The sequence below is a fragment of the Naumannella huperziae genome (assembly GCF_054073625.1).
In genome coordinates, this window is sequence record NZ_JBSXPH010000001.1 from 794,256 (window position 1) to 812,809 (window position 18,554).

17 protein-coding genes are annotated in these 18,554 nt (G+C 71.0%); 9 read left to right on the forward strand and 8 right to left on the reverse strand.

What is annotated here, in order from left to right; translation table 11 throughout:
* Nucleotides 1-152: 152 nt before the first annotated feature.
* Nucleotides 153-395 (forward strand): hypothetical protein, encoded by a 243-nt coding sequence (locus ACXDC7_RS03735; protein WP_459221237.1) that lies wholly within the window; start codon nt 153-155, stop codon nt 393-395.
* A 95-nt stretch (nt 396-490) separates the two neighbouring features.
* Nucleotides 491-1,156 carry a hypothetical protein gene (locus ACXDC7_RS03740; RefSeq protein WP_459221238.1) on the forward strand — a complete coding sequence of 222 codons (666 nt, stop codon included), beginning with the start codon at nt 491-493 and terminating at the stop codon, nt 1,154-1,156.
* Here ACXDC7_RS03740 and ACXDC7_RS03745 read toward each other — a convergent pair.
* From ACXDC7_RS03745 to ACXDC7_RS03755, 3 genes are read right to left on the reverse strand one after another with little or no spacing between them, the layout of a single operon-like run.
* Nucleotides 1,113-1,619 (reverse strand): hypothetical protein, encoded by a 507-nt coding sequence (locus tag ACXDC7_RS03745; RefSeq protein WP_459221239.1) that lies wholly within the window; start codon nt 1,617-1,619, stop codon nt 1,113-1,115. The two genes, ACXDC7_RS03740 and ACXDC7_RS03745, sit on opposite strands and share 44 nt — an antisense overlap.
* On the reverse strand, nt 1,607-2,143 hold the full coding sequence (locus ACXDC7_RS03750) for a hypothetical protein (protein WP_459221240.1): 537 nt from the start codon (nt 2,141-2,143) through the stop codon (nt 1,607-1,609). The genes ACXDC7_RS03745 and ACXDC7_RS03750 overlap by 13 nt, the downstream gene beginning before the upstream one ends.
* The gene (locus ACXDC7_RS03755) at nt 2,140-3,384 is read right to left on the reverse strand and encodes a hypothetical protein (protein WP_179444757.1); all 1,245 of its coding nucleotides are present in this window, start codon (nt 3,382-3,384) and stop codon (nt 2,140-2,142) included. Before ACXDC7_RS03755 ends, ACXDC7_RS03750 begins: the two co-directional genes overlap by 4 nt.
* 117 nt (nt 3,385-3,501) lie before the next feature.
* Here ACXDC7_RS03755 and ACXDC7_RS03760 point away from each other — a divergent pair, with 117 nt between their 5' ends.
* Nucleotides 3,502-3,870 carry a DUF192 domain-containing protein gene (locus ACXDC7_RS03760; protein WP_179444756.1) on the forward strand — a complete coding sequence of 123 codons (369 nt, stop codon included), beginning with the start codon at nt 3,502-3,504 and terminating at the stop codon, nt 3,868-3,870.
* Nucleotides 3,871-3,880: 10 nt separating this feature from the next.
* On the opposite strand, the gene ACXDC7_RS03765 is transcribed toward ACXDC7_RS03760, so the two are convergent.
* The 3 genes from ACXDC7_RS03765 to ACXDC7_RS03775 form a co-directional block, all read right to left on the reverse strand.
* Complete coding sequence (locus ACXDC7_RS03765) at nt 3,881-4,240, reverse strand: DUF4186 family protein (protein ID WP_179444755.1); 360 nt, start codon at nt 4,238-4,240, stop codon at nt 3,881-3,883.
* 4 nt (nt 4,241-4,244) lie between these two features.
* Complete coding sequence (locus ACXDC7_RS03770; RefSeq protein ID WP_459221241.1) at nt 4,245-6,776, reverse strand: ABC transporter; 2,532 nt, start codon at nt 6,774-6,776, stop codon at nt 4,245-4,247.
* A 213-nt stretch (nt 6,777-6,989) separates the two neighbouring features.
* A complete protein-coding gene (locus ACXDC7_RS03775) occupies nt 6,990-8,840 on the reverse strand; it encodes an acyl-CoA dehydrogenase (protein ID WP_459221242.1) in 1,851 nt (616 codons plus the stop codon).
* Nucleotides 8,841-9,340: 500 nt separating this feature from the next.
* Here ACXDC7_RS03775 and ACXDC7_RS03780 point away from each other — a divergent pair, with 500 nt between their 5' ends.
* From ACXDC7_RS03780 to ACXDC7_RS03800, 5 genes are all read left to right on the forward strand, one after another.
* On the forward strand, nt 9,341-9,709 hold the full coding sequence (locus tag ACXDC7_RS03780; protein WP_179444752.1) for a hypothetical protein: 369 nt from the start codon (nt 9,341-9,343) through the stop codon (nt 9,707-9,709).
* A gap of 75 nt (nt 9,710-9,784) precedes the next feature.
* The gene (locus ACXDC7_RS03785; protein WP_179444751.1) at nt 9,785-11,290 is read left to right on the forward strand and encodes a sugar ABC transporter ATP-binding protein; all 1,506 of its coding nucleotides are present in this window, start codon (nt 9,785-9,787) and stop codon (nt 11,288-11,290) included.
* A 95-nt stretch (nt 11,291-11,385) separates the two neighbouring features.
* A complete protein-coding gene (locus ACXDC7_RS03790; protein WP_459221243.1) occupies nt 11,386-12,933 on the forward strand; it encodes a molybdopterin-dependent oxidoreductase in 1,548 nt (515 codons plus the stop codon).
* Nucleotides 12,934-12,958: 25 nt separating this feature from the next.
* Nucleotides 12,959-13,315: a bifunctional 3-phenylpropionate/cinnamic acid dioxygenase ferredoxin subunit gene (locus tag ACXDC7_RS03795; protein WP_459221244.1), complete on the forward strand. Its 357-nt coding sequence runs from the start codon at nt 12,959-12,961 to the stop codon at nt 13,313-13,315.
* A gap of 174 nt (nt 13,316-13,489) precedes the next feature.
* Complete coding sequence (locus ACXDC7_RS03800; protein WP_459221245.1) at nt 13,490-14,578, forward strand: SH3 domain-containing protein; 1,089 nt, start codon at nt 13,490-13,492, stop codon at nt 14,576-14,578.
* 382 nt (nt 14,579-14,960) lie between these two features.
* Here the strand turns inward: ACXDC7_RS03800 and ACXDC7_RS03805 are convergent, their stop codons facing one another.
* Together ACXDC7_RS03805 and ACXDC7_RS03810 are read right to left on the reverse strand one after the other, a co-directional pair.
* Entirely contained in the window at nt 14,961-15,107 is a 147-nt protein-coding gene (locus ACXDC7_RS03805) for a hypothetical protein (RefSeq protein ID WP_179444748.1), read from the reverse strand.
* Nucleotides 15,108-15,280: 173 nt separating this feature from the next.
* Complete coding sequence (locus ACXDC7_RS03810; RefSeq protein WP_179444747.1) at nt 15,281-16,819, reverse strand: deoxyguanosinetriphosphate triphosphohydrolase family protein; 1,539 nt, start codon at nt 16,817-16,819, stop codon at nt 15,281-15,283.
* A gap of 61 nt (nt 16,820-16,880) precedes the next feature.
* Between ACXDC7_RS03810 and pgi the strand changes: the two genes are divergently transcribed.
* Nucleotides 16,881-18,551 (forward strand): glucose-6-phosphate isomerase, encoded by a 1,671-nt coding sequence (gene pgi / locus ACXDC7_RS03815; protein WP_459221246.1) that lies wholly within the window; start codon nt 16,881-16,883, stop codon nt 18,549-18,551.
* Nucleotides 18,552-18,554: the final 3 nt, after the last annotated feature.

Below are 18,554 nucleotides of genomic sequence, written 5' to 3' on the forward strand. Positions count from 1 at the left end.
CGAGGTGCGGAATGGGCCCGGGATTGGGTCTTCGGGCCCATGCCGGGAGAGCCGGCGCTCGGTAACTTTCTTGGTGTCGGCACGGGAAACCGGGCCAAAGGACACCAAGAATCACAACCGGGGCAGCACGACCCAGACGAAGGGAACCGAAGATGAGCAGCATCACCAACCTGATGATCACCCTCTACGCGTGGAACGCTTCTGCCGTGCAGTCGGCCGCGCACCGGCTGCGGCAGCGCCGGGAGGCCGGCCAGGGCGCGCTGGAGTACGTGGGCATGGTGGCCGTGGCGGCCCTGATCGTGATCGCGATCATCGGCATGGTCGGCCAGTTCAACATCGGCGGCCTGGTCACGACCGCGATCGCCAAGGTCAAGGAAGCCACCGGCTGGAAGTGACAGTGAGTCAGAGCCGGATCAACACCCCGGGGGAAGGGCCCAGCGCCCACCCCCGGGGATGGTTGCTGTTCATGATCATCGGGAGGCGGAGGGCAATGCGTCCAGGATCCGGCACCGAGCGCGGATCGGGGCCGATCACGGCACTGCTCGCCCTCGGTTCCCTCGCGCTCGTGGTCGCGGTCATCCTCACCACGCTGACAGCGGTGGCCGCGCGCGAGGGCAATCGGGCCCAGCACGCCGCCGACGCCGCGGCCCTGGCCGGCGCCGAGGCCGCGCTGACGGACATCCCGGGCCTGCTCGGCGCCGGCTTCGCCCGACCGGGCGACCTGCTCGACCAGCTCGGCCTCAGCGGTTGCGCGCAGCTCGGCCGCGCGGATGCGCAGCGGCTCGCGACCGAGAACGGCGCGAGCATCACCAGCTACTGCTACAACCCCTACCGTGATCGGGTCGAGGTGAGCGTGGTGGCGAACGACAGCGCCGACGGCCCGCCGGCCCGCTCCCGCGCGGTCGCTGAGACCGGGCTCGATCTCGACAGTTGCGCGATCGATCCGTCCTTCGAACGACCGACGCCCACGCCGACCCCACCGCCGCCGTCCGTGCCGCCGTCGGCCCCGCCGACCCCGGACCCGCCACCGCCACCGCTGCGTACCACGATGAAATGCGGCCCGGTCGAGTTCGCCCTGCGGTTCGCCGAGGGCCGGTTCCGGTTCGTCGACATCAATGCCGACCTGGTCGGCCTCGATTCCCGGCTGATCGACTGACCCGCGCGGGCGTTCCTCCGCGTCTGACCCGCGCGGTACCACCGCGTCTGACCCGCGCGGTACCACCGCGACGGCCCGGCCACAGCCGGGCTATCCCGGGCAGCAGCGGACCGAGCAGCACGGCGGCCCAGATCGCGCTGCACCACGGCAGGAACGCCCAGAACGCGACGGCCGGATCCCCCGACTCCGTGTACGCCAACGCGCCGGTGGCGAGCCCGATCAGAACCGGGACCGGCGCCCCGCAGAGCAGACAGCCCAGCGGTGTCCGGTCCTCGCGCGGGGTCAGGACCACCGAGACAACGGCGGTGTAGGCGCTCAGCACCGCGGCCGCCACCGCCATCCGCGGCACCGAATAGGTGGTGATTCCCGAGGCGATCGCGAACAGCCCGGCCGCGGCCGCGGCCAGCGCCACGAATCCGCCCAGCCAGGCGAGCAGGACCGTGGACCGCTTCAGCCGACCCATTGCACCGACTCGAGGACTGCGTCGATCGACTGGGCGGTCAGCGAGTCGTCGCCGAGCACGACGACGGCTCCCGCCGGCGGCTCATCCCGCGTGGTGATCAACATCGCCCCCCGATAGGGGCGCCGGCCGGCGAGGGTGAGCACGGTGCGGACCTGCTTGCCGCCCGGCATCGAGCGCGGTTCCGGGGGCGTGTGCGCAACGGGTACGCCGCCCGCGATTCCGGTGGAGAGCAGGGCCGCCAGGACCTCGCGGGCATCGATCGACGGCAGGTCCGCCCGCGCCAGGATGATCATCGACGGCTGCTCGGGTCGCCCGGCCACGCCCTGCCACTGCCAGCCGGCGCCCAGTGCCGGATCGTCCACCTGGCTCACCGATGGCGGAATGATCATGGACAGATCGCCGACGCGTACGCCCGTCGCCGCAGATGCGCGGCCGGGGACGAGCGCGGCCAGCCCGACGGCCAGGACGGCGCGCCGGCTCCACACCCGCAACGACGTGCGCTGTTGATCTTCGGGGCTGGTCACAGGCAGCTCGTGTCCGCCGTCGCCTGCCGGCGACCGCTCGTCGGATCGGGTCGGATCTGCTCGGCCTGCAGCAGGCGAACCGCCGGATCCTCGCGACGCTCGTTGCCGCTCAGCTCCCGGACCAGGCGCTCGGTCGTCGGTGCCGCCCCCGGACCGGCCAGCCCGAGGGAGAACGCCGCCGCGCCGCGCACCAGCCATTGCTCGCGCCGGTTGGCATCCGCGGCCGGCCGATGACCGAGCAGGGGCGCGAGATCGACCGCGAATCCGGACGGGGCCCCCAGCCAGGCGTTGGCCAGGTCGCGCTCGGCCGCGGTCTTCACGGGCACCGAGACGACGGTCGCCCACGCATCGGCCTGCCCGACCGGCTTGCCCGGCAGCAGGCGATCGGCCGAGCCGGTGGCGATCACGATCCGGGTGACCTGGCCGGCGGGGTCACGGGTGACCTGGACGGCGCCGGCCAGCGGCTGTTCGTCGGTTCCGCCGCGCAGCCGCGCCGTCACGCGGCTGGTGCCGGTGGCGGTGTTGAACTGCATGACGGCGGGCGTGCCCGGCTGGATGGCCAGCGTCAACCCGCCCACGCCCGCGGGCGGCGCCGGCTCCGCGGGGCTGAGGAAGGGCGATTGGGTGAGGTCGATCCGGCTCGTGTACAGCGTGGGCGGCGGCACCCGGTAGCCGCCGCCGTCCAGCAGCGCGGACAGCAGCGCGAGCGCCGAACGGTCCTGCAACCAGCGCCGATGCCCCGCATCGATGGCGGCGATCACCGCCTCGCCACCCTGCCCGCCCGGCAGCGCCCACCCGGCGGCGGTCGGCACGATCACGCCGGGCGTCGGCTCCCACGACTCCCGCGGCTGGCCGGCCAGCATGTCGGGCGGGGGAGCATCGGAGCCGGGCAGGCGCAGGGTCGCATCGCCGTCGCGGGCGGTGCTGATCACCACCGGTACCCCGGCCGCCGACGTCACCGAAGTGTCGCGTACCTCCGGGATGACCTGGTCGAACTCCGCCAGCAGCCGGCACCGCGGGGGCCCGAGCTGGCTCGGCACGGTCTCGGGAAAGAGGCTGCTGCAGGAGCTGAGGCCGAGCGATGTGACCTGACAGGCCGTGCGCGCGACAGTGGCCTGGCCGGTGCCGGGAAGCAGGCTCATGGCCCCCGACAGCGCCAGCACGATCAGCAGCGCCACCACCACTCGATCCAGCACGCCGCGGCGCCGGTTGGCCTGTTCCACGGAGCGACGACGTGCCATTCTTCCCCTCGTGGTGCTTCGATGTCCCCTCGTACGGCCCGGTCAGTGTAGAACGCCGACCGGTCACCGGCCGGCGCCCCGGAACCAGGTGCCGGCACCGCGGATCGGGGTACGCCGATGACCGCAACCTTCGGGCCCGGCCCGCACACGCTGCTGCTCGACGGTGAACCGATCGCGCCGCTGGCGGTCGCCGAGAACTATCGCGACCGGCGGCGGGGCCTGCTCGGGACCGATGCGGTCGACGGTGCCCTGTGGATCACCCGCTGCCCGTCGGTACACATGATCGGGATGCGCTATCCGATCGACGCGGCCGTACTCGACCGCGACGGCGTCGTGCTGCACGTGACCACGCTCCGGCCGTGGGTCGGGCTGACCCGGCCCCGGCTGGCGGCGAGCGCGACCCTGGAGGCCGCCGCCGGGCAGCTCGACCGGTGGGGGGTCCGGCCGGGCAGGCGGCTGGCGATCCGCCGCGCCGCCGATCGGTGACCCACCCCGATCAACCGCGGGCCTCCCGTTCCACCCACCGGCAGATCACGTCGACGACGTAGTCCCGCTGGGCCTGGCTCAGCTCGACGCCGGAGTCGATCTTGTGGTTGATCCGCAGGCAGCGCCGACAGCAGGTCGCGGTGGCGTGCTGGGCGCGGAACACCGGATGCCCGCCCCACGGCGTCTGCCGGCCGTCGTTGTCCGGGCGCGCCGGCGCGAGTCGCTTGTCGATCAGCTCGGCGGCGTGCTCGCGTACCGTCGGCAGACCCCGCAGCGCCACGAACTCCCGCTCGGCGGCGCGCAGGTGGAACCGGGAGCGGAACGGGATCGCGGTGATCTTGTCGATCACCGCATCAAGATCATGGCCCACCCGATCAGGGTAGTTCGAGATAGCGGCCGGTCCGGCTCGCGGCGACCCCGGCGATGTCTTCGGGTACGCCCGCGGCGACCACGCGGCCGCCGTCGTCGCCCGGGCCCGGGCCGAGGTCGACGATCCAGTCGGTGACCGCCAGCGTGCGCGGGTCGTGGGTGGCGATCAGCACGGTATTGCCGGCGTCCACCAGCCGCTGCAACTGGCCGACCAGCAGATCGGTGTCCGCGGCGTGCAGGCCGGTCGTCGGCTCGTCCAGCAGGTAGAGGCTGTGCCCGCGCGGCGCGCGGTGCAGCTCCGAGACCAGCTTGATCCGCTGCGCCTCGCCGCCGGACAGGGTGGGCGCGCTCTGTCCCAGCGCCAGGTAGCCGAGCCCGATGTCGGTGAGCAGTCGCAGGATCCGCGCGGCGACCGGCACATCGCCCAGGAAGTCGGCCGCCTCGTCGACGCTCATCGCCAACACGTCGGCGATGCTCCGTCCGCGGTAGGTCACCTCCAGCGTCTCCGGGTTGTAGCGCCTGCCGTGGCAGACCGGGCAGGGCGTGGTCTCGGTCGGCATGAACAGCAGCTCGATGCTCACCACCCCGTCGCCGAGACAGTGCGGACACCGTCCCGCCGGCTGGTTGAACGAGAACCGGCCCGCCCCGAAGCCCCGGCGAGCGGCCTCCGGTTGGGCGGCGAAGAGGCGGCGTACCCCGTCGAACAATCCGGTGTAGGTGGCCAGGTTCGACCTGGAGGTACGCCCGATCGGCCGCTGGTCGACCACCACCAGCCGATCGATCGCGCCCAGCCCCTCGGCCGCGGCGACGCTCAGCCGGTCCTCGCCGAGGTCCCACAGGGGTACGCCCTCGGCCAGTTCGTCGGCCACCTCGACCGAGTCGGGCTCGCGCGCCTCGTCGGCCGCTGTCTCGGGGGCGTCGAGGTGCGCGCGTACCTCGTTCGCCAGCGCGGTCAGCACGCTGGTCTTGCCCGATCCGGACACCCCGGTGAGGGCTCCGAATGCCGCCAGCGGCAACCGCACATCCGTGCCGCGCAGGTTGTGGCCGGTGATCTGGCGCAGGGTGATCCAGTTCGCGATCGGCCGACGCGAGGCCGGGCCTGGCGCGGGCGGGGCGTCCGGGCCGAGGTAGCGCGCGGTCGCGGAGCCGTCGACGCCGGCGATGCCGTCACGCGGCCCGTTGTAGAGCACCCGGCCCCCGTAGCGGCCGGAGCCCGGCCCGAGGTCGACGATCCACTCGGCCGCCTCGAGCACCCGGGAGTTGTGCTCCACCACGAACACCGTGTTGCCCTCGTCGCGCAGGCGGTGCAGCGCGCCGAGCAGCAGCTCGGTGTCGGAGGGATGCAGCCCGGCCGACGGCTCGTCCAGCACGTACAACACCCCGAACAGCCCGCTGCGCAGTTCGGTCGCCAGATGCAACCGCTGCAACTCACCGCCCGACAGGGTCGAGGTCGGTCGGGCGGTGGCCAGATAGCCCAGGCCGAGGTCGATCAGCGTACCCAGATGATCACCGAGCACGTCGATCAGCGCGTGCGCGGCCTGGCGCCGCTCGGCCGGCAGGGCCTCGGTCTCGGGATGGGTACGCGCGGCCGTCAGGAACGCGGCCAGCTCGGTGAGCGGCAGTCGGGCCGCGTCGGCGATGTCGGAGCCCGCGATCGTCACCGCGAGCGCCTCGGGGTTGAGCCGCTTGCCGTGGCATGTCGGGCACAGCCGTTCGCTCATGAACGACGCCGCCCTGGCCCGCATTTTTGCCGACGGGGAGTCGGCGAAGGTGTGCTGCACCCAGCGCTTCGGGCTCATGTAGGTGCCCTGATAGCGGTTCTCCACGCGCACGGTCGGCTGCTCGTCGGTGGTCAGCACCCAGCGCCGGGTCTTCGCCGGCAGCGTCCTGAACGGTGCGTCGACATCGATGCCGAGGATCCGCAGGATGCGCCGGTAGTTCTTGCCGCCGAAGGCGCCGGGCCAGGCCGCGATCGCCCCGTCCTCGATGCTCAGGTCGGGGTCGCCGACCAGCAGGTCCTCATCGACCTGGAGCAGCCGGCCGAGGCCGGAGCAGGTGCGGCAGGCACCGACGGCCGTATTGGGCGAGAAGCTGTCGGAGTCCAGCGGCGCGGCGTCGCGCGGGAAGGTGCCGGCCAGATCGGCGGGTCGGTAGCCCTCGGGGTAGGTGCCCGAGCGCGAATAGAGCATCCGCAACACGTTGGAGACCCGGGAGACGGTGCCGACCGTGGAGCGGGTGCTCCCGCCGTGCTGCTGGCGCAGCGCGACGGCCGGCGGCAGGCCGGTGATCCGGCGTACCCGGGGCGCCGAGCCCTGGTCGATCAGCCGCCGGGCGTAGGGGGCGACCGATTCCAGGTAGCGCTGGCGGGACTGGGCATAGATGGTGTCGAAGGCCAGCGAGGACTTCCCGGAGCCCGAGATCCCGGTGAACGCGACGACGGTGTCGCGGGGAATGTCGATGTCGAGCTCGCGCAGATTGTGCTCGGCTGCCCCGCGTACCGCGATCTGCCCCGGCACCGCTTCGGGTCGCTCGGACATGATCACCTCCTGCGTCCTCGGCCTACCCGAGTAGGCCACAGCGACGCCTCTCGGGCAAGCCGGATCGCGCGGCGCGCGGCGCGCCGATCCCCCTCCCCCCTCAATTGTTTCCGTAGTTATGACCCTCATTCGTCTCCCAGAGCGGGCATAACTACGGAAACAATCCGGAGGGAGGGGCGTGAGCGGTCCGCGGGCGGCCGGGGGTGGGCTGCCTCAGAAGGCGGCCTCCGGCAGGTCCATGATCGCCAGATCGGTCCGCTCGGCGATCTTGCGCTCGGCGGTCAGCTTCGGCAGGACCTGGGCGACGAAGAACCGCGCCGAGGCAACCTTGCCGGTGTAGAACGCCTCGTCGGCCGCCGACAGCCCGCCCTGCTCGAGCTTCGTCGCCGCCACGTCTCCCGCGCGGACCAGCAGGTACGCCACGACGAGGTCGCCGAGCATCATCAGCAGGCGGGTGGTGTTCAGCGCCACCTTGTAGGTGTTGCGCGGCTCCTGGGCGGCGGCGGTGATGTCGTTGATCATCAACCCGACCACGCCGGCCACGTCGTCCATCGCCCGCTTCAGCGTGGCGCGCTCCTCGGTCAGCGGGCCCTCGGACTCGATGAAGGCGGACAGCTCGGCGGTGAGCAGGCCGATGGCGTGGCCACCGTCCTTGATGATCTTGCGGAAGAACAGGTCCTGGCCCTGGATCGCGGTGGTGCCCTCGTAGAGGGTGTCGATCTTGGCGTCGCGCACATACTGCTCGATCGGGTAGTCGGCGAGGAAGCCCGAGCCGCCGAAGGTCTGCAACGACTCGGTGCCGAGCAGCACCCAGGAGCGCTCCGAGCCGTAGCCCTTGACGATCGGCAACAGCAGGTCGTTGATCCGCTCGGCGTCCTCGTCGCGCTCGCCCGCGGCCTCGGCCATCCAGACCCGGTCCTGGAAGCCCGCGGTGTAGGCGACCAGCAGCCGCATCCCCTCGGCGAACGACTTCTGCGTCATCAGCGAGCGTCGCACATCCGGGTGGTGGGTGATCGTCACCCGCGGCGCGTCCTTGCCGGGATTGAGCAGATCGGCGCCCTGCTTGCGCTCCTTGGCGTACTCCAGCGCATTCAGATAGCCCGTCGACAGGGTCGCGATCGCCTTGGTGCCCACCATCATCCGCGCATGCTCGATGACCTTGAACATCTGCGCGATACCGTCGTGCACCTCGCCCAGCAGCCAGCCCTTGGCCGGCTCACCGTCGCCGAAGGTCAGCTCGCAGGTGGTGGAGACCTTGATCCCCATCTTCTTCTCGACGTTGGTCGCGTACACGCCGTTGCGCTCGCCGGTCAGCTCGCCGGTCTCATGATCGAAATGGTACTTGGGCACCACGAACAGGCTCAGTCCCTTGGTGCCCGGGCCGCCGACGCCCTCGACGCCGACCGGCCGCGCCAGCACCAGGTGGATGATGTTCTCGGTCATGTCGTGCTCGCCGGAGGTGATGAAGCGCTTCACGCCCTCGATGTGCCAGGAACCGTCGTCCTGCGGGATCGCGCGGGTACGCCCGGCGCCCACGTCGCTGCCCGCGTCGGGCTCGGTCAGCACCATGGTCGCGCCCCACTGCCGATCGACCATGTGCTTGGCGATCGAGCGGTCGCGCTCCGTCCCGCCGTTGCCACCACCGGTGTAGACGACCTCGGAGAACTTCGGTCCCGCGGAATAGATGTAGACGGCCGGATTCGCGCCGAGCACCATCTCCATCAGGCCCCACCGCAGCGACGGCGGCGTCGGCTGACCGTCGAGTTCGGCGGACAGCTCGACCCGCCACCAGTCCGAGTCCATGTAGGACTTGAAGGCCATCTGGAACGATTCCGGCATGGCGACGGTGCGCGTCTCCGCGTCGTAGTGCGGCGGGTTCCGGTCACTGTCGGCGAACGGCTCGGCCAGCTTGGTACGCGCGAGCACGTCCACCTCGGCGAGCATCGCCCGGGCGGTCTCGACATCCAGTTCCTCGGCCGGACCGGTGCCCAGCACCGCATCGCGTCCCAGCACCTCGAACAGGTTGAACTCGATGTCACGGACGTTCGACTTGTAATGGCTCATGGTTGCTGCCTTGCCCCTCGGAGTCACGTGTTACTGACCGGTAACCAGTTCGAGTGTAGACACGATTCCCTCGGTCGGGCAACGCCGCGATGCCGTGCGGCGGGCAGCATCGCGCTGTGCAGATGACCGACCCGGGCCCGCTTCCGCAGTGACGGTGGGAGCCGGTAGGGTCTGCAACCGGCAGGTGATTGGTTCGGGGGAATCATCGGTCTGCCAGTTCCGATGGCGCAGACCGGTGGAGGAAAATGTCACCTCAGTGGTGGACACGATTGTCGGGGCGGCGTAACCGCTCGAACGATCAACCTGCTCCCCGCCGTTCTGCCGGCGATTCTCCCTCCCCGTCCGATGCCGAGGACGACTTCTATGAGTGGCTCGACCGCGCCAAGCAGTCGGCCGCGCCTGATCAGGCCGGGCATCAACCCGACCCGCAGTCGCCCCCAACCGGCGTACCCGAACGCGTGGGTACGCCGTCACCACCACCATCCGAAAGGCAGTTCCTGATGTCCCAACTCGACCAGTCCGTCGCCGAACTCACCGCCATCGAGGGAGCGACGGCCGCGGCCATCGTCGACATCGGCAGCGGGATGGCTCTCGCCGCCAGCGGCAACCCCGGCTTCAATCTCGATGTCGCCGCCGCCGGCAATTCGAATGTGGTCCGGGCCAAGTTGAACACCATGCGCGAGCTCGGGCTGACCGGCGCCATCGACGACATCCTGATCACCCTCGAAGATCAGTACCACCTGATCAACGTCTTGTCCGAGGAGTCGACCCAGGGGCTGTTCATCTACCTCGTGCTGAACAAGAACACCGCGAATCTCGCGCTGGCCCGGCACCGCCTGTCCAACGTGGCCAAGAAGGTCAGCGTCTGACCTGCCCCGCGGCGCCCCGTCGCCGGGGCGTCGCGGGATCCCCCCGCTCACTTGCTCACCGAAAGGGTCCTGCCGATGGCAGAGCTGCTCGAAATTCGTGACATCGCCAAGTCCCGCGAACATGTTCCGGTGTTGCGGGGGGTGAATCTCTCCCTGGCCGAGGGGGAGGTGCTCGGCCTGGTCGGCGCCAATGGCGTCGGCAAGTCCACCCTGATGGCGATCCTCGCCGGTGACCTGCGTCCGGACACCGGCCAGATGCGACTGTCGGGCGAGCCCTATGCCCCGCACGACAACGACGAGGCTCGCCGGCACGGCGTCGGCATCATCCGTCAGCAGTTCCGCCTCGACCCGGGTCAGACCGTTGCCCAGGCGATCTTTCGGGAGAGCTTCCACGCCGGCCGGCCGCACGAGGAGCTGCGTCGCCCGGCCGCCCAGTTGTTGCGCGATGTCGGCACCGAGATCTCCGCCGACACCCTGCTCGGAGATCTTCGCCGCGCCGAGCACGCGATCATCGAATCGGTCCGGATGTTGGCCGAGGACGCCCAGGTCGTGATCATGGACGAGGTGGGCTCGACCTTCAACGTGCGCGAGATCGACGACCTGCACTTCATCACCAGCCGGTTGACCAGCCAGGGGCGGGCGGTGATCTACATCTCGCACCGGCTGACCGAGGTGAAGGCGGTCTCCGACCGGGTCGTCGTGCTCCGCGAGGGCCGGGTCAGCGCCGAGCTCGACCCCTATCGGGTGTCCACCGACGACATCGCCGAGGCCATGATCGACCGGCGTCCGGGTGAGCTGGTCCGGGTCAGCCACGTCGTCGACGAGCCGGTGCTCGAGGTCAGCGGCCTTCGGGTCGCCGATGCCGTGCACGGGGTGGACCTGAAGGTACGCCGGGGCGAGGTGGTCGGCCTCGTCGGCGCGCGTCGCGGCGGCATGTACGAGCTGGTCGGGGCACTCGTCGGCCAGTTCCCGATGACCGCGGGCACCGTGCTGGTGCAGGGCGAGCCCCGGGTGATCAATTCCCCGGCCGACGCGACGGCGCTGCGGATCGGCTACTTCTCCGACGATGACGACGAGCTCGGGCTGTCCAACAGCGAATCGATCGCCCGCAACCTGATGATCGGCGGCTGGGACGAGGGCGTCGACTTCGAGACCGAGGTCGCCGCCCTGCGCGACGTGATCGAGACCATCCAACGGCTCAACGTGCGGGCGGTGAGCATCCAGCGCGGCGTCGGCGACCTCTCCGGAGGCGACCGGCAGAAGATCGCGTTGACCCGGTGGATGACCGAGGACCGCGACGTGTTGATCCTGAACGAGCCCACCCGCGGCCTCGACATCGGTGCCCGCGAGGACGTGTTGCAGATCCTCGGCGAACACACCGAGGCCGGCCGCTCGGCGATCATCGTCTCCTCCGACCTGGAGGACATCGTCGCCTGGTGTGATCGGGTCGTCGTGATGCGCGACGGCGTGATCGTCGACGACCTCTCCACCCAGGGCCTGTCGGCCGACGCGCTGGACTCGCGGGTCCATCCGCTCCCGCAGGGCACGCGGACCGCGGGCGGCAGTACCGCCTTCGGCTGACCGGCCACGACGTCGATCCGGCACGACGCCGATCCGGCTCGGGGGGATCCGGCTTGAGGGGAGCTGGGGGCGCCGACGCGACCTAGACTGAGCGTGTGCAGCGCGTCGCCACCCAGGGCCCGGCCCGACCGGGCCGACGGGACCGTGCGACCGGCGCGCCGGGTGCCGCCGGCTGGCTCGCCGGCATCCTCGCAGCCGCGACCGGCCTGATCGCCAGCGAGCTCGTCGCCCGACTGAGCGGCACGGTCTCGCCGTTCGTCGCGGTCGGCAACCGCGCGGTCGATCTCAGCCCGACCCCGGTCAAGGAATGGGCGATCGCCACCTTCGACACCGCCGACAAGGCGGTGCTGCTCGGCGGGGCCCTGATCGTCGTGCTGGCGCTCGCGGCGCTCGCCGGCGCGGTCGCGGTACGCCGGTTCACCGCCGGCATGTTGATCGGTGTCGGCCTTGCGGCGCTCGCGCTGCTCGCTGTCGTCTTCGAGCCGGGCGGCAGCGCCGCCGCGCTGTTGCCCCTCGCCGTCCTGGTCATCGTGGGGCTGGGTGCGCTGCGCCTGCTGGTCACCGCCGCTGCCGAGCCCGCGAGCGGACCGGACGGCCGACGGCGCTTCCTGGTCCGCGCCGGCGGGGTCGCCGCCGCCACGGCCATCGGCGGACTGCTGCTCGGCGTACTGCCCGAACCGGCCGCCACCCGAGTTCGCCGCGCGCTGCGGCTGCCGGCCCCGACCCGGCCCGCCGCCGCGCCGCCTCCCGCGCTGCCGGTCCCCGAGCTCGGGCCGCACATCGTGCCGAGCGACTCCTTCTACCGGATCGACACCGCGCTCGTGGTCCCCGATGTCGACCCCGCCGACTGGACGCTGCGGGTCACCGGCCTCGTCGACCGTCCGCTCACCCTGAGCTTCGCCGACCTGCTGGCCCGCCCGCTGGTCGAGCGGCGGGTGACCCTGGCCTGCGTCAGCAATCCGGTCGGCGGGGACCTGATCGGCAACGCGACCTGGCTCGGCGTACCCATCGCGGAGATCCTGGCCGAGGCGGGTGTGCAGGCGGGGGCCGATGCGGTGAAGTCGACCAGCACCGATGGCTGGACGTGCGGTACGCCGCTCGCCGCGCTGACCGACGGCCGCGACGCGCTGCTGGCCGTCGGGATGAACGGCGAACCGTTGCCGGCCGAACACGGATTCCCGGTGCGGATGGTGGTGCCCGGTCTGTACGGCTATGTCTCGGCGACGAAGTGGTTGGCCGAGTTGGAGGTGACGCGATTCGCCGACTTCGCCGCGTACTGGACGGTGCGCGGGTGGTCCGCGCAGGGCCCGGTGAAGACGTCGTGCCGGATCGACGTGCCGCGCGAGTCGCAGGTGCCGGCCGGCCGGGTCTGGTTGGCCGGGGTGGCCTGGGCCCAGCACACGGGCATCGACCGGGTCGAGGTCCAGATCGGCGACGGCCCGTGGCAGACCGCCGAGCTGGCCGACGAGGACACGATCGACACCTGGCGGCAGTGGCGGCTCGCCTGGGACGCGGTCCCCGGCGAGTACCGGGTGACCGCGCGGGCGACCGACCGGACGGGGGCGACACAGACCTCGGAGGTACGCGACGTGCTTCCCGACGGCGCCACCGGCTGGCCCTCGCGTACCTATCGGGTGGCCTGAGTCGCCCTCGCGTACCCTCCTGATCATGAGCGAGGCCAGCCAGACCGAGTCGAACGGCGCTGTCCGGGTGGCGGCGGTGGACGACGTGCCGCCCGGGGAGACGCTTCTGGTCAGCGCCGACCTGCTCGGCACCGACGACGATGTCGCGCTGATCCGCGACGACGACGGCACTTACTACGCGCTCGACGACACCTGCAGCCACGAGGAGGCCTCGCTGGCCGACGGGTGGGTGGAGGGCGGCGCGATCGAGTGCCCCCTGCATGCGTCGACCTTCGATCTGGCGACGGGGCACCCGCAGTGCCTGCCCGCGACCCGGCCGGTGCGTACCCACGCCGTGCAGACCCGCAACGGCGAGGTCTGGATCACTCCCGACCGTTCCTGAACGACTCCTCAGGAACGGTCCCGATCGGCGCCGGGACGAGCTCTCGGTGGTCCTCCGCGCGGCGACCAGGTGACAGCCATAGAAGATTTCCTCAGGAAGATTTCAGAATCGGCCGAAAGTCGCCTAGACTCCCCAGCGAATCGGACAGAGTCTTCCCGAAGCAGGAGTTTGATCTTGAGCAACGCACCTCGACGCGGCCTTCCCCAGGACCAGGCACCGATCGACGACGCGCCGGCGACCCCGGCCCGCGGCCGCCGTGCGGCGGCCGCCGCCGCCGGTCCGTTCGGTCGGCTGGCGCGGCTGAGCCCGAAGATGGGCAACCGGGTCGTCCGGATCGCCATTCCCGCCGTCGCCGCGCTGGCCCTGACCGGCACCGTGGCGGCCGCGACGGCGCTGCGCACGCCGCAGGCGGCCGAGCCGGCACCGGCCGTGGCGACCCTGCCGGCCCGCGCCCTCGACGAGCGCGCCACTCGCGACGAGGCGCGCCCGGAGCTGAGCCCGTCGGCCTCGCCGTCGCAGGAGCCGAGCAAGTCCCCGACCCCGGATCCGAAGAAGAAGCCGAAGCCGACGGCGACCCTCAAGGAGAAGAAGGAAGAGTCGACCAAGGCGGTCGGAACGCGCTACGCCACCGAGTCGGTGAACGTGCGGTCCGAGGCCGATGCCGGTTCGGGTTCGGTCGGCTCGCTGGAGGCCGGCGACGAGGTCAGCATCACGGCCAATGACTCCGACGGCTGGCAGCAGGTTCTGTACAAGGACAAGCCGCGCTGGGTGAAGGCCGAGTTCCTGAGCAAGAAGAAGCCGCAGCTCTCGTCGGGCTCGGGTTCCGGTTCGTCGGGTTCCTCGGGCTCGTCCGGGTCCTCGTCGGGTTCGAAGTCGGACTCCGACTCGGGCTCCTCGGGCGGTACCGGGGGTAGCTGCAACCGCGACCTCGGCTCCCAGTCGGGCCTGTCGAGCTCGGCCCGTCGGACCTGGAACGCGGTCTGCGCGCAGTTCGCGGCGGTGAAGAGCATCGGTGGCACCCGGGGCGGCAGCGGCAGCTACCACAACACCGGCCAGGCGATCGACGTGATGGTCAGCCTCGACGCCGGCTACGAGATCGCCGACTGGGCCCGGGCGAATGCCTCCGAGCTCGGCATCACCGAGGTCATCCACGCCAAGCGGATCTGGACCACGCAGCGCTCCAGCGAGGGCTGGCGTTCGATGTCGGATCGCGGAGGCACCACGGCCAACCACATGGACCACGTGCACATCTCGACCAAGTGAGCCGCGCGGGATTCGTCCCGCCGCCAGCAACGAGCCGGCCGCACCCCTCGGGTGCGGCCGGCTCGCTGTCGTTCGGCCGTGCTCTGCCGCCCCAGGCGCGGGCTGAACCGGCAGCCACGGGCCTAGCCGGCATGCGCGGGCTGAACCGGCAGGCGCGAGGGTTGCGACGTTCGCGGGTGCCGGTTGGGTTCGCGGGAGTGGGTACGCCGCTGCAGGCGCGGGCTGAACCGGCAGGCGCGGACCGAGCCGGCAGGTGCTGAGTCTCAGTCAGCAGCCGCGGGCCGAACCGGTAGGCGCGGGATGAGTCGCCGGGCCCGGAATCCGGGCACGAGAACGGCCCCCGTCGAGGACGGGGGCCGGCTTGGTGGGGTTGACGCTGGCGTCAGCCCATGTGGCCGCGACGCTGCGCGACCAGGATCAGCTCGTCGCGCATCGAGGGGGTCGCGGCGTTGTTGATCGCGCGGTTGATGGCGCGGCGGGAGCGGGCCGCCTCGCGGCGGGCCCGGAGGTTGGTGGCGATCGACGACATGGTGATCAGTCCCTTCCAGGGTCGTGGGTGTCAGGATGAGGATTTCCCGGAGGATCGACTCTGATACGGGAACATCTTCATGATACGCCGTTATTCCCCGGAAGATCTAACCCAGAAGCACCAAATCACGGGCAGATTCGTATGAGTTCCCTCACATGATGCGGCCGCTCCGCTCAGAGCGCCCCGCTGGCCCACAACAAACCGCTGCCGCCGCCCGACAACCGGGCCGCATAGGCCGTCGCCTGGGCGTCCGTCAGCCCCGCGATGAAGTCGATCACCCCGCGCCCGCGCGACATCCGGGCCAGCTCCGCGTCACCGGTGTGCCCGGCCAGCAGCTCGGGCTGTTCGCGGGCCACCCGCCGATAGCCCTCCTCGGCCGTCGCCACCAGATCGAGCAGCCGGCGCGGCGCGCGCGGCGCCTCCCGCCGCTCGGACAACCAGTCATCGAAGGCGCTCGCCAGGGTCTGCAGCAGCCGCGCCTGGCCGCGCTGCTGCATCGCCAGGTCGGGCCGGTGCAGCACGAACCGCTGGTGCAGGAACTTGAGCACCTGCACCCGGTGCCAAGCCCCGGTGCCCAAGGTGGCGTAGGAGGTACGCACCGGCGGGTCGGGCAACAGGCGTACCTCCGAGATCAGGTCGTCGATCCAGGTGGCGGTGAATCCGGAAAGCGCGCGATCGGCGGCCATCGAGCCGTCGTAGGGGAGGATCAGCACGGTGTCGATGAAGCCTTCGCTGACGGCCAGCACGGCCTCGCGGAAGGCATCGGCATCGAAGATCCACCCGTCGCGCCCGGCCAGCCGCCGGCGTAACAGCTCCAACCCCGCGCCGGGCACCCGGCCGGGCGCCAGCTCGGCATCGGGCAGGCGACCGAGCTCGCCACCGCGCGACAGCCAGTTGTGGAACTCCCCGGAGATCGGCGAGTACTGCAACACCCCCGAGCGGTGGAAGTCCTCCAGATCGTGGATCGAGTAGGCGATGTCGTCGGCGAGATCCATCACCGCGCATTCCAGGCTCTGCCGACCCGGGGCGAGACCCATCGTGGCGATCACCTCGGTCATCTCGGCAAGATCGGGCAGGTACGCGCCGAACTTCGCCGCCCCGTGACCGTCGGGCCCCGGCGCCGCCCCGCGCGGCGGGACCGGCCAGCCCGTCGGGTGCGGATCGGGCAGGTGGGTACGCCCCCACGGGTACTTCAGCACGGCCGCGCGGGTCGCCGCGGTCAGGTTCAGGCCGTCGCTGCCGGGCCCGTGCACCTCGAGCTCGGTGAGGATCCGCCAGGTCTGGGCATTGCCCTCGAAGCCGTCGGCGAGCCCGAACTCCTCGCGCCCGATCCGGTCCAGGATCTGCTCCCCCAGATGCCCGAACGGCGGGTGACCCAGGTCGTGGGCGACCGCGCCCGCCTGGGCGACCACATGATCAAGACCGCCGAGCGTACCGATCAGCTCGGGGTCGGCGGTCCGGAGCAGGCCGACGGCGACGGCGCGGGCCACCGCGGTGACCTTGATCGAATGGGTCAGCCGGTTGTGCACCACCCGGTCGGTGGCGCCCGGCGTGACCACCTGGGTCACCTCCGCCAGCCGGGCGAAGCTGGGCGCGAAGCGCAGGCGTTCCAGATCGACCCGGAACTCCGACTCCGAGCCCGGGGTCAGCGGTTTCCAGTCGCTCGATTCCGGCCGGGCCCGGCGCATTCGGACGTGGGTTGGGACGGCCATGGGCCGAGCGTAGTCCGGGATCGCTGATCGGACGCCGAACGGCCGGACTAGCGTGGGGCACATGAGCGCTCCGGTTGATCCCACCACCACCACCGCCTGGGCCGAGCTGGACCGGTTGCGGGGCGAGTTCACTCCCGATCTGCGGGCCTGGTTCGACGCCGAGCCGAGCCGGGTCGTCGACCTCACCCACGATGCCGCCGATCTGCATGTCGACCTGTCCAAGTCCTACCTGACGCCCGACGTGATCGCCGCGCTGATCAGGCTCGCCGAGCAGACCCGGGTGGCCGAGCGCCGCGACGCGATGTTCGCCGGCGAGAAGATCAACACCACCGAGGACCGCGCGGTGCTGCACACCGCGCTGCGGCTGCCTCGCGATGCCCGCCTGGAGGTCGACGGAGAGAACGTTGTCGAGCACGTGCACGCCGAATTGGACAAGATGTACGCCTTTGCCGACCGCGTGCGCTCCGGAGAGTGGACGGGCAGCACCGGCAAGCGCATCGAGACGGTGATCAACATCGGCATCGGCGGCTCCGATCTCGGGCCGGTGATGGTCTACGAGGCGCTGGCCCCCTACCGCCTGGAGGGGCTGGAATGCCGGTTCGTCTCCAACATCGACCCGGCCGACCTGGCCGAGACCACCCAGGGTCTCGACCCCGAGACCACCCTGTTCATCGTCGCCTCCAAGACCTTCACCACGCTGGAGACGATGACCAATGCCCGGATGGCGCGGGACTGGCTGCTCGACGGGCTGCGCGCGTCCGGCGCGATCACCGACGATGATCAATCCGCCGAGGCGATCGCGAAGCATTTCGTCGCGGTCTCCACCGCCTTGGACAAGGTCGCCGAGTTCGGTATCGATCCCGACAACGCCTTCGGCTTCTGGGACTGGGTCGGGGGCCGCTACTCGGTCGACTCGGTGATCGGCACCAGCGTCTGCATCGCGATCGGGCCGGAGCGCTTCGCCGAGTTCCTCGGCGGCTTCCGGGCCATCGACGAGCACTTCCTGAACGAGCCGGTGGCCAGCAATGTGCCGATGATCATGGGCCTGCTGAATGTCTGGTACAACAACTTCCTCGGCGCGCAGAGCCATGCCGTCCTGCCTTATCAGCAGTACCTGCACCGCTTCCCGGCGTACCTGCAGCAGTTGACCATGGAGTCCAACGGCAAGTCGGTGCGCTGGGACGCGACCGCGGTGACCACCCAGACCGGTGAGGTCTTCTGGGGTGAGCCGGGCACCAACGGTCAGCACGCGTTCTTCCAGTTGCTGCACCAGGGCACCAAGCTGATTCCGGCCGATTTCATCGGCATCGCCAATCCGGCCCACGCGCTGACCGACGGCGAGACGGACGCCCACGACCTGCTGATGGGCAACTTCTTCGCCCAGACCGCGGCGCTGGCCTGGGGCAAGACCGAGCAGGAGGTACGCGCGGAGGGCACCGACGAGTCGATCATCGGCGCGCGGATCTTCCCCGGCAATCGGCCGACCGCGGCGATCATGGCGGCCGAGCTGTCGCCGCGCGTGGTCGGCGAGCTGATCGCGCTGTACGAGCACATCACGTTCACCGAGGGCGCGGTCTGGGGCATCGACTCCTTCGACCAGTGGGGCGTCGAGCTGGGCAAGAGCCTGGCCAAGGAGCTTGCCCCGGCCGTCGCCGGGGACGCCGCCGCGCTCGACCGCGCCGACCCGAGCACCCGCGCGCAGATCGAGTGGTACCGCCGGCACCGCCGCTAGGCT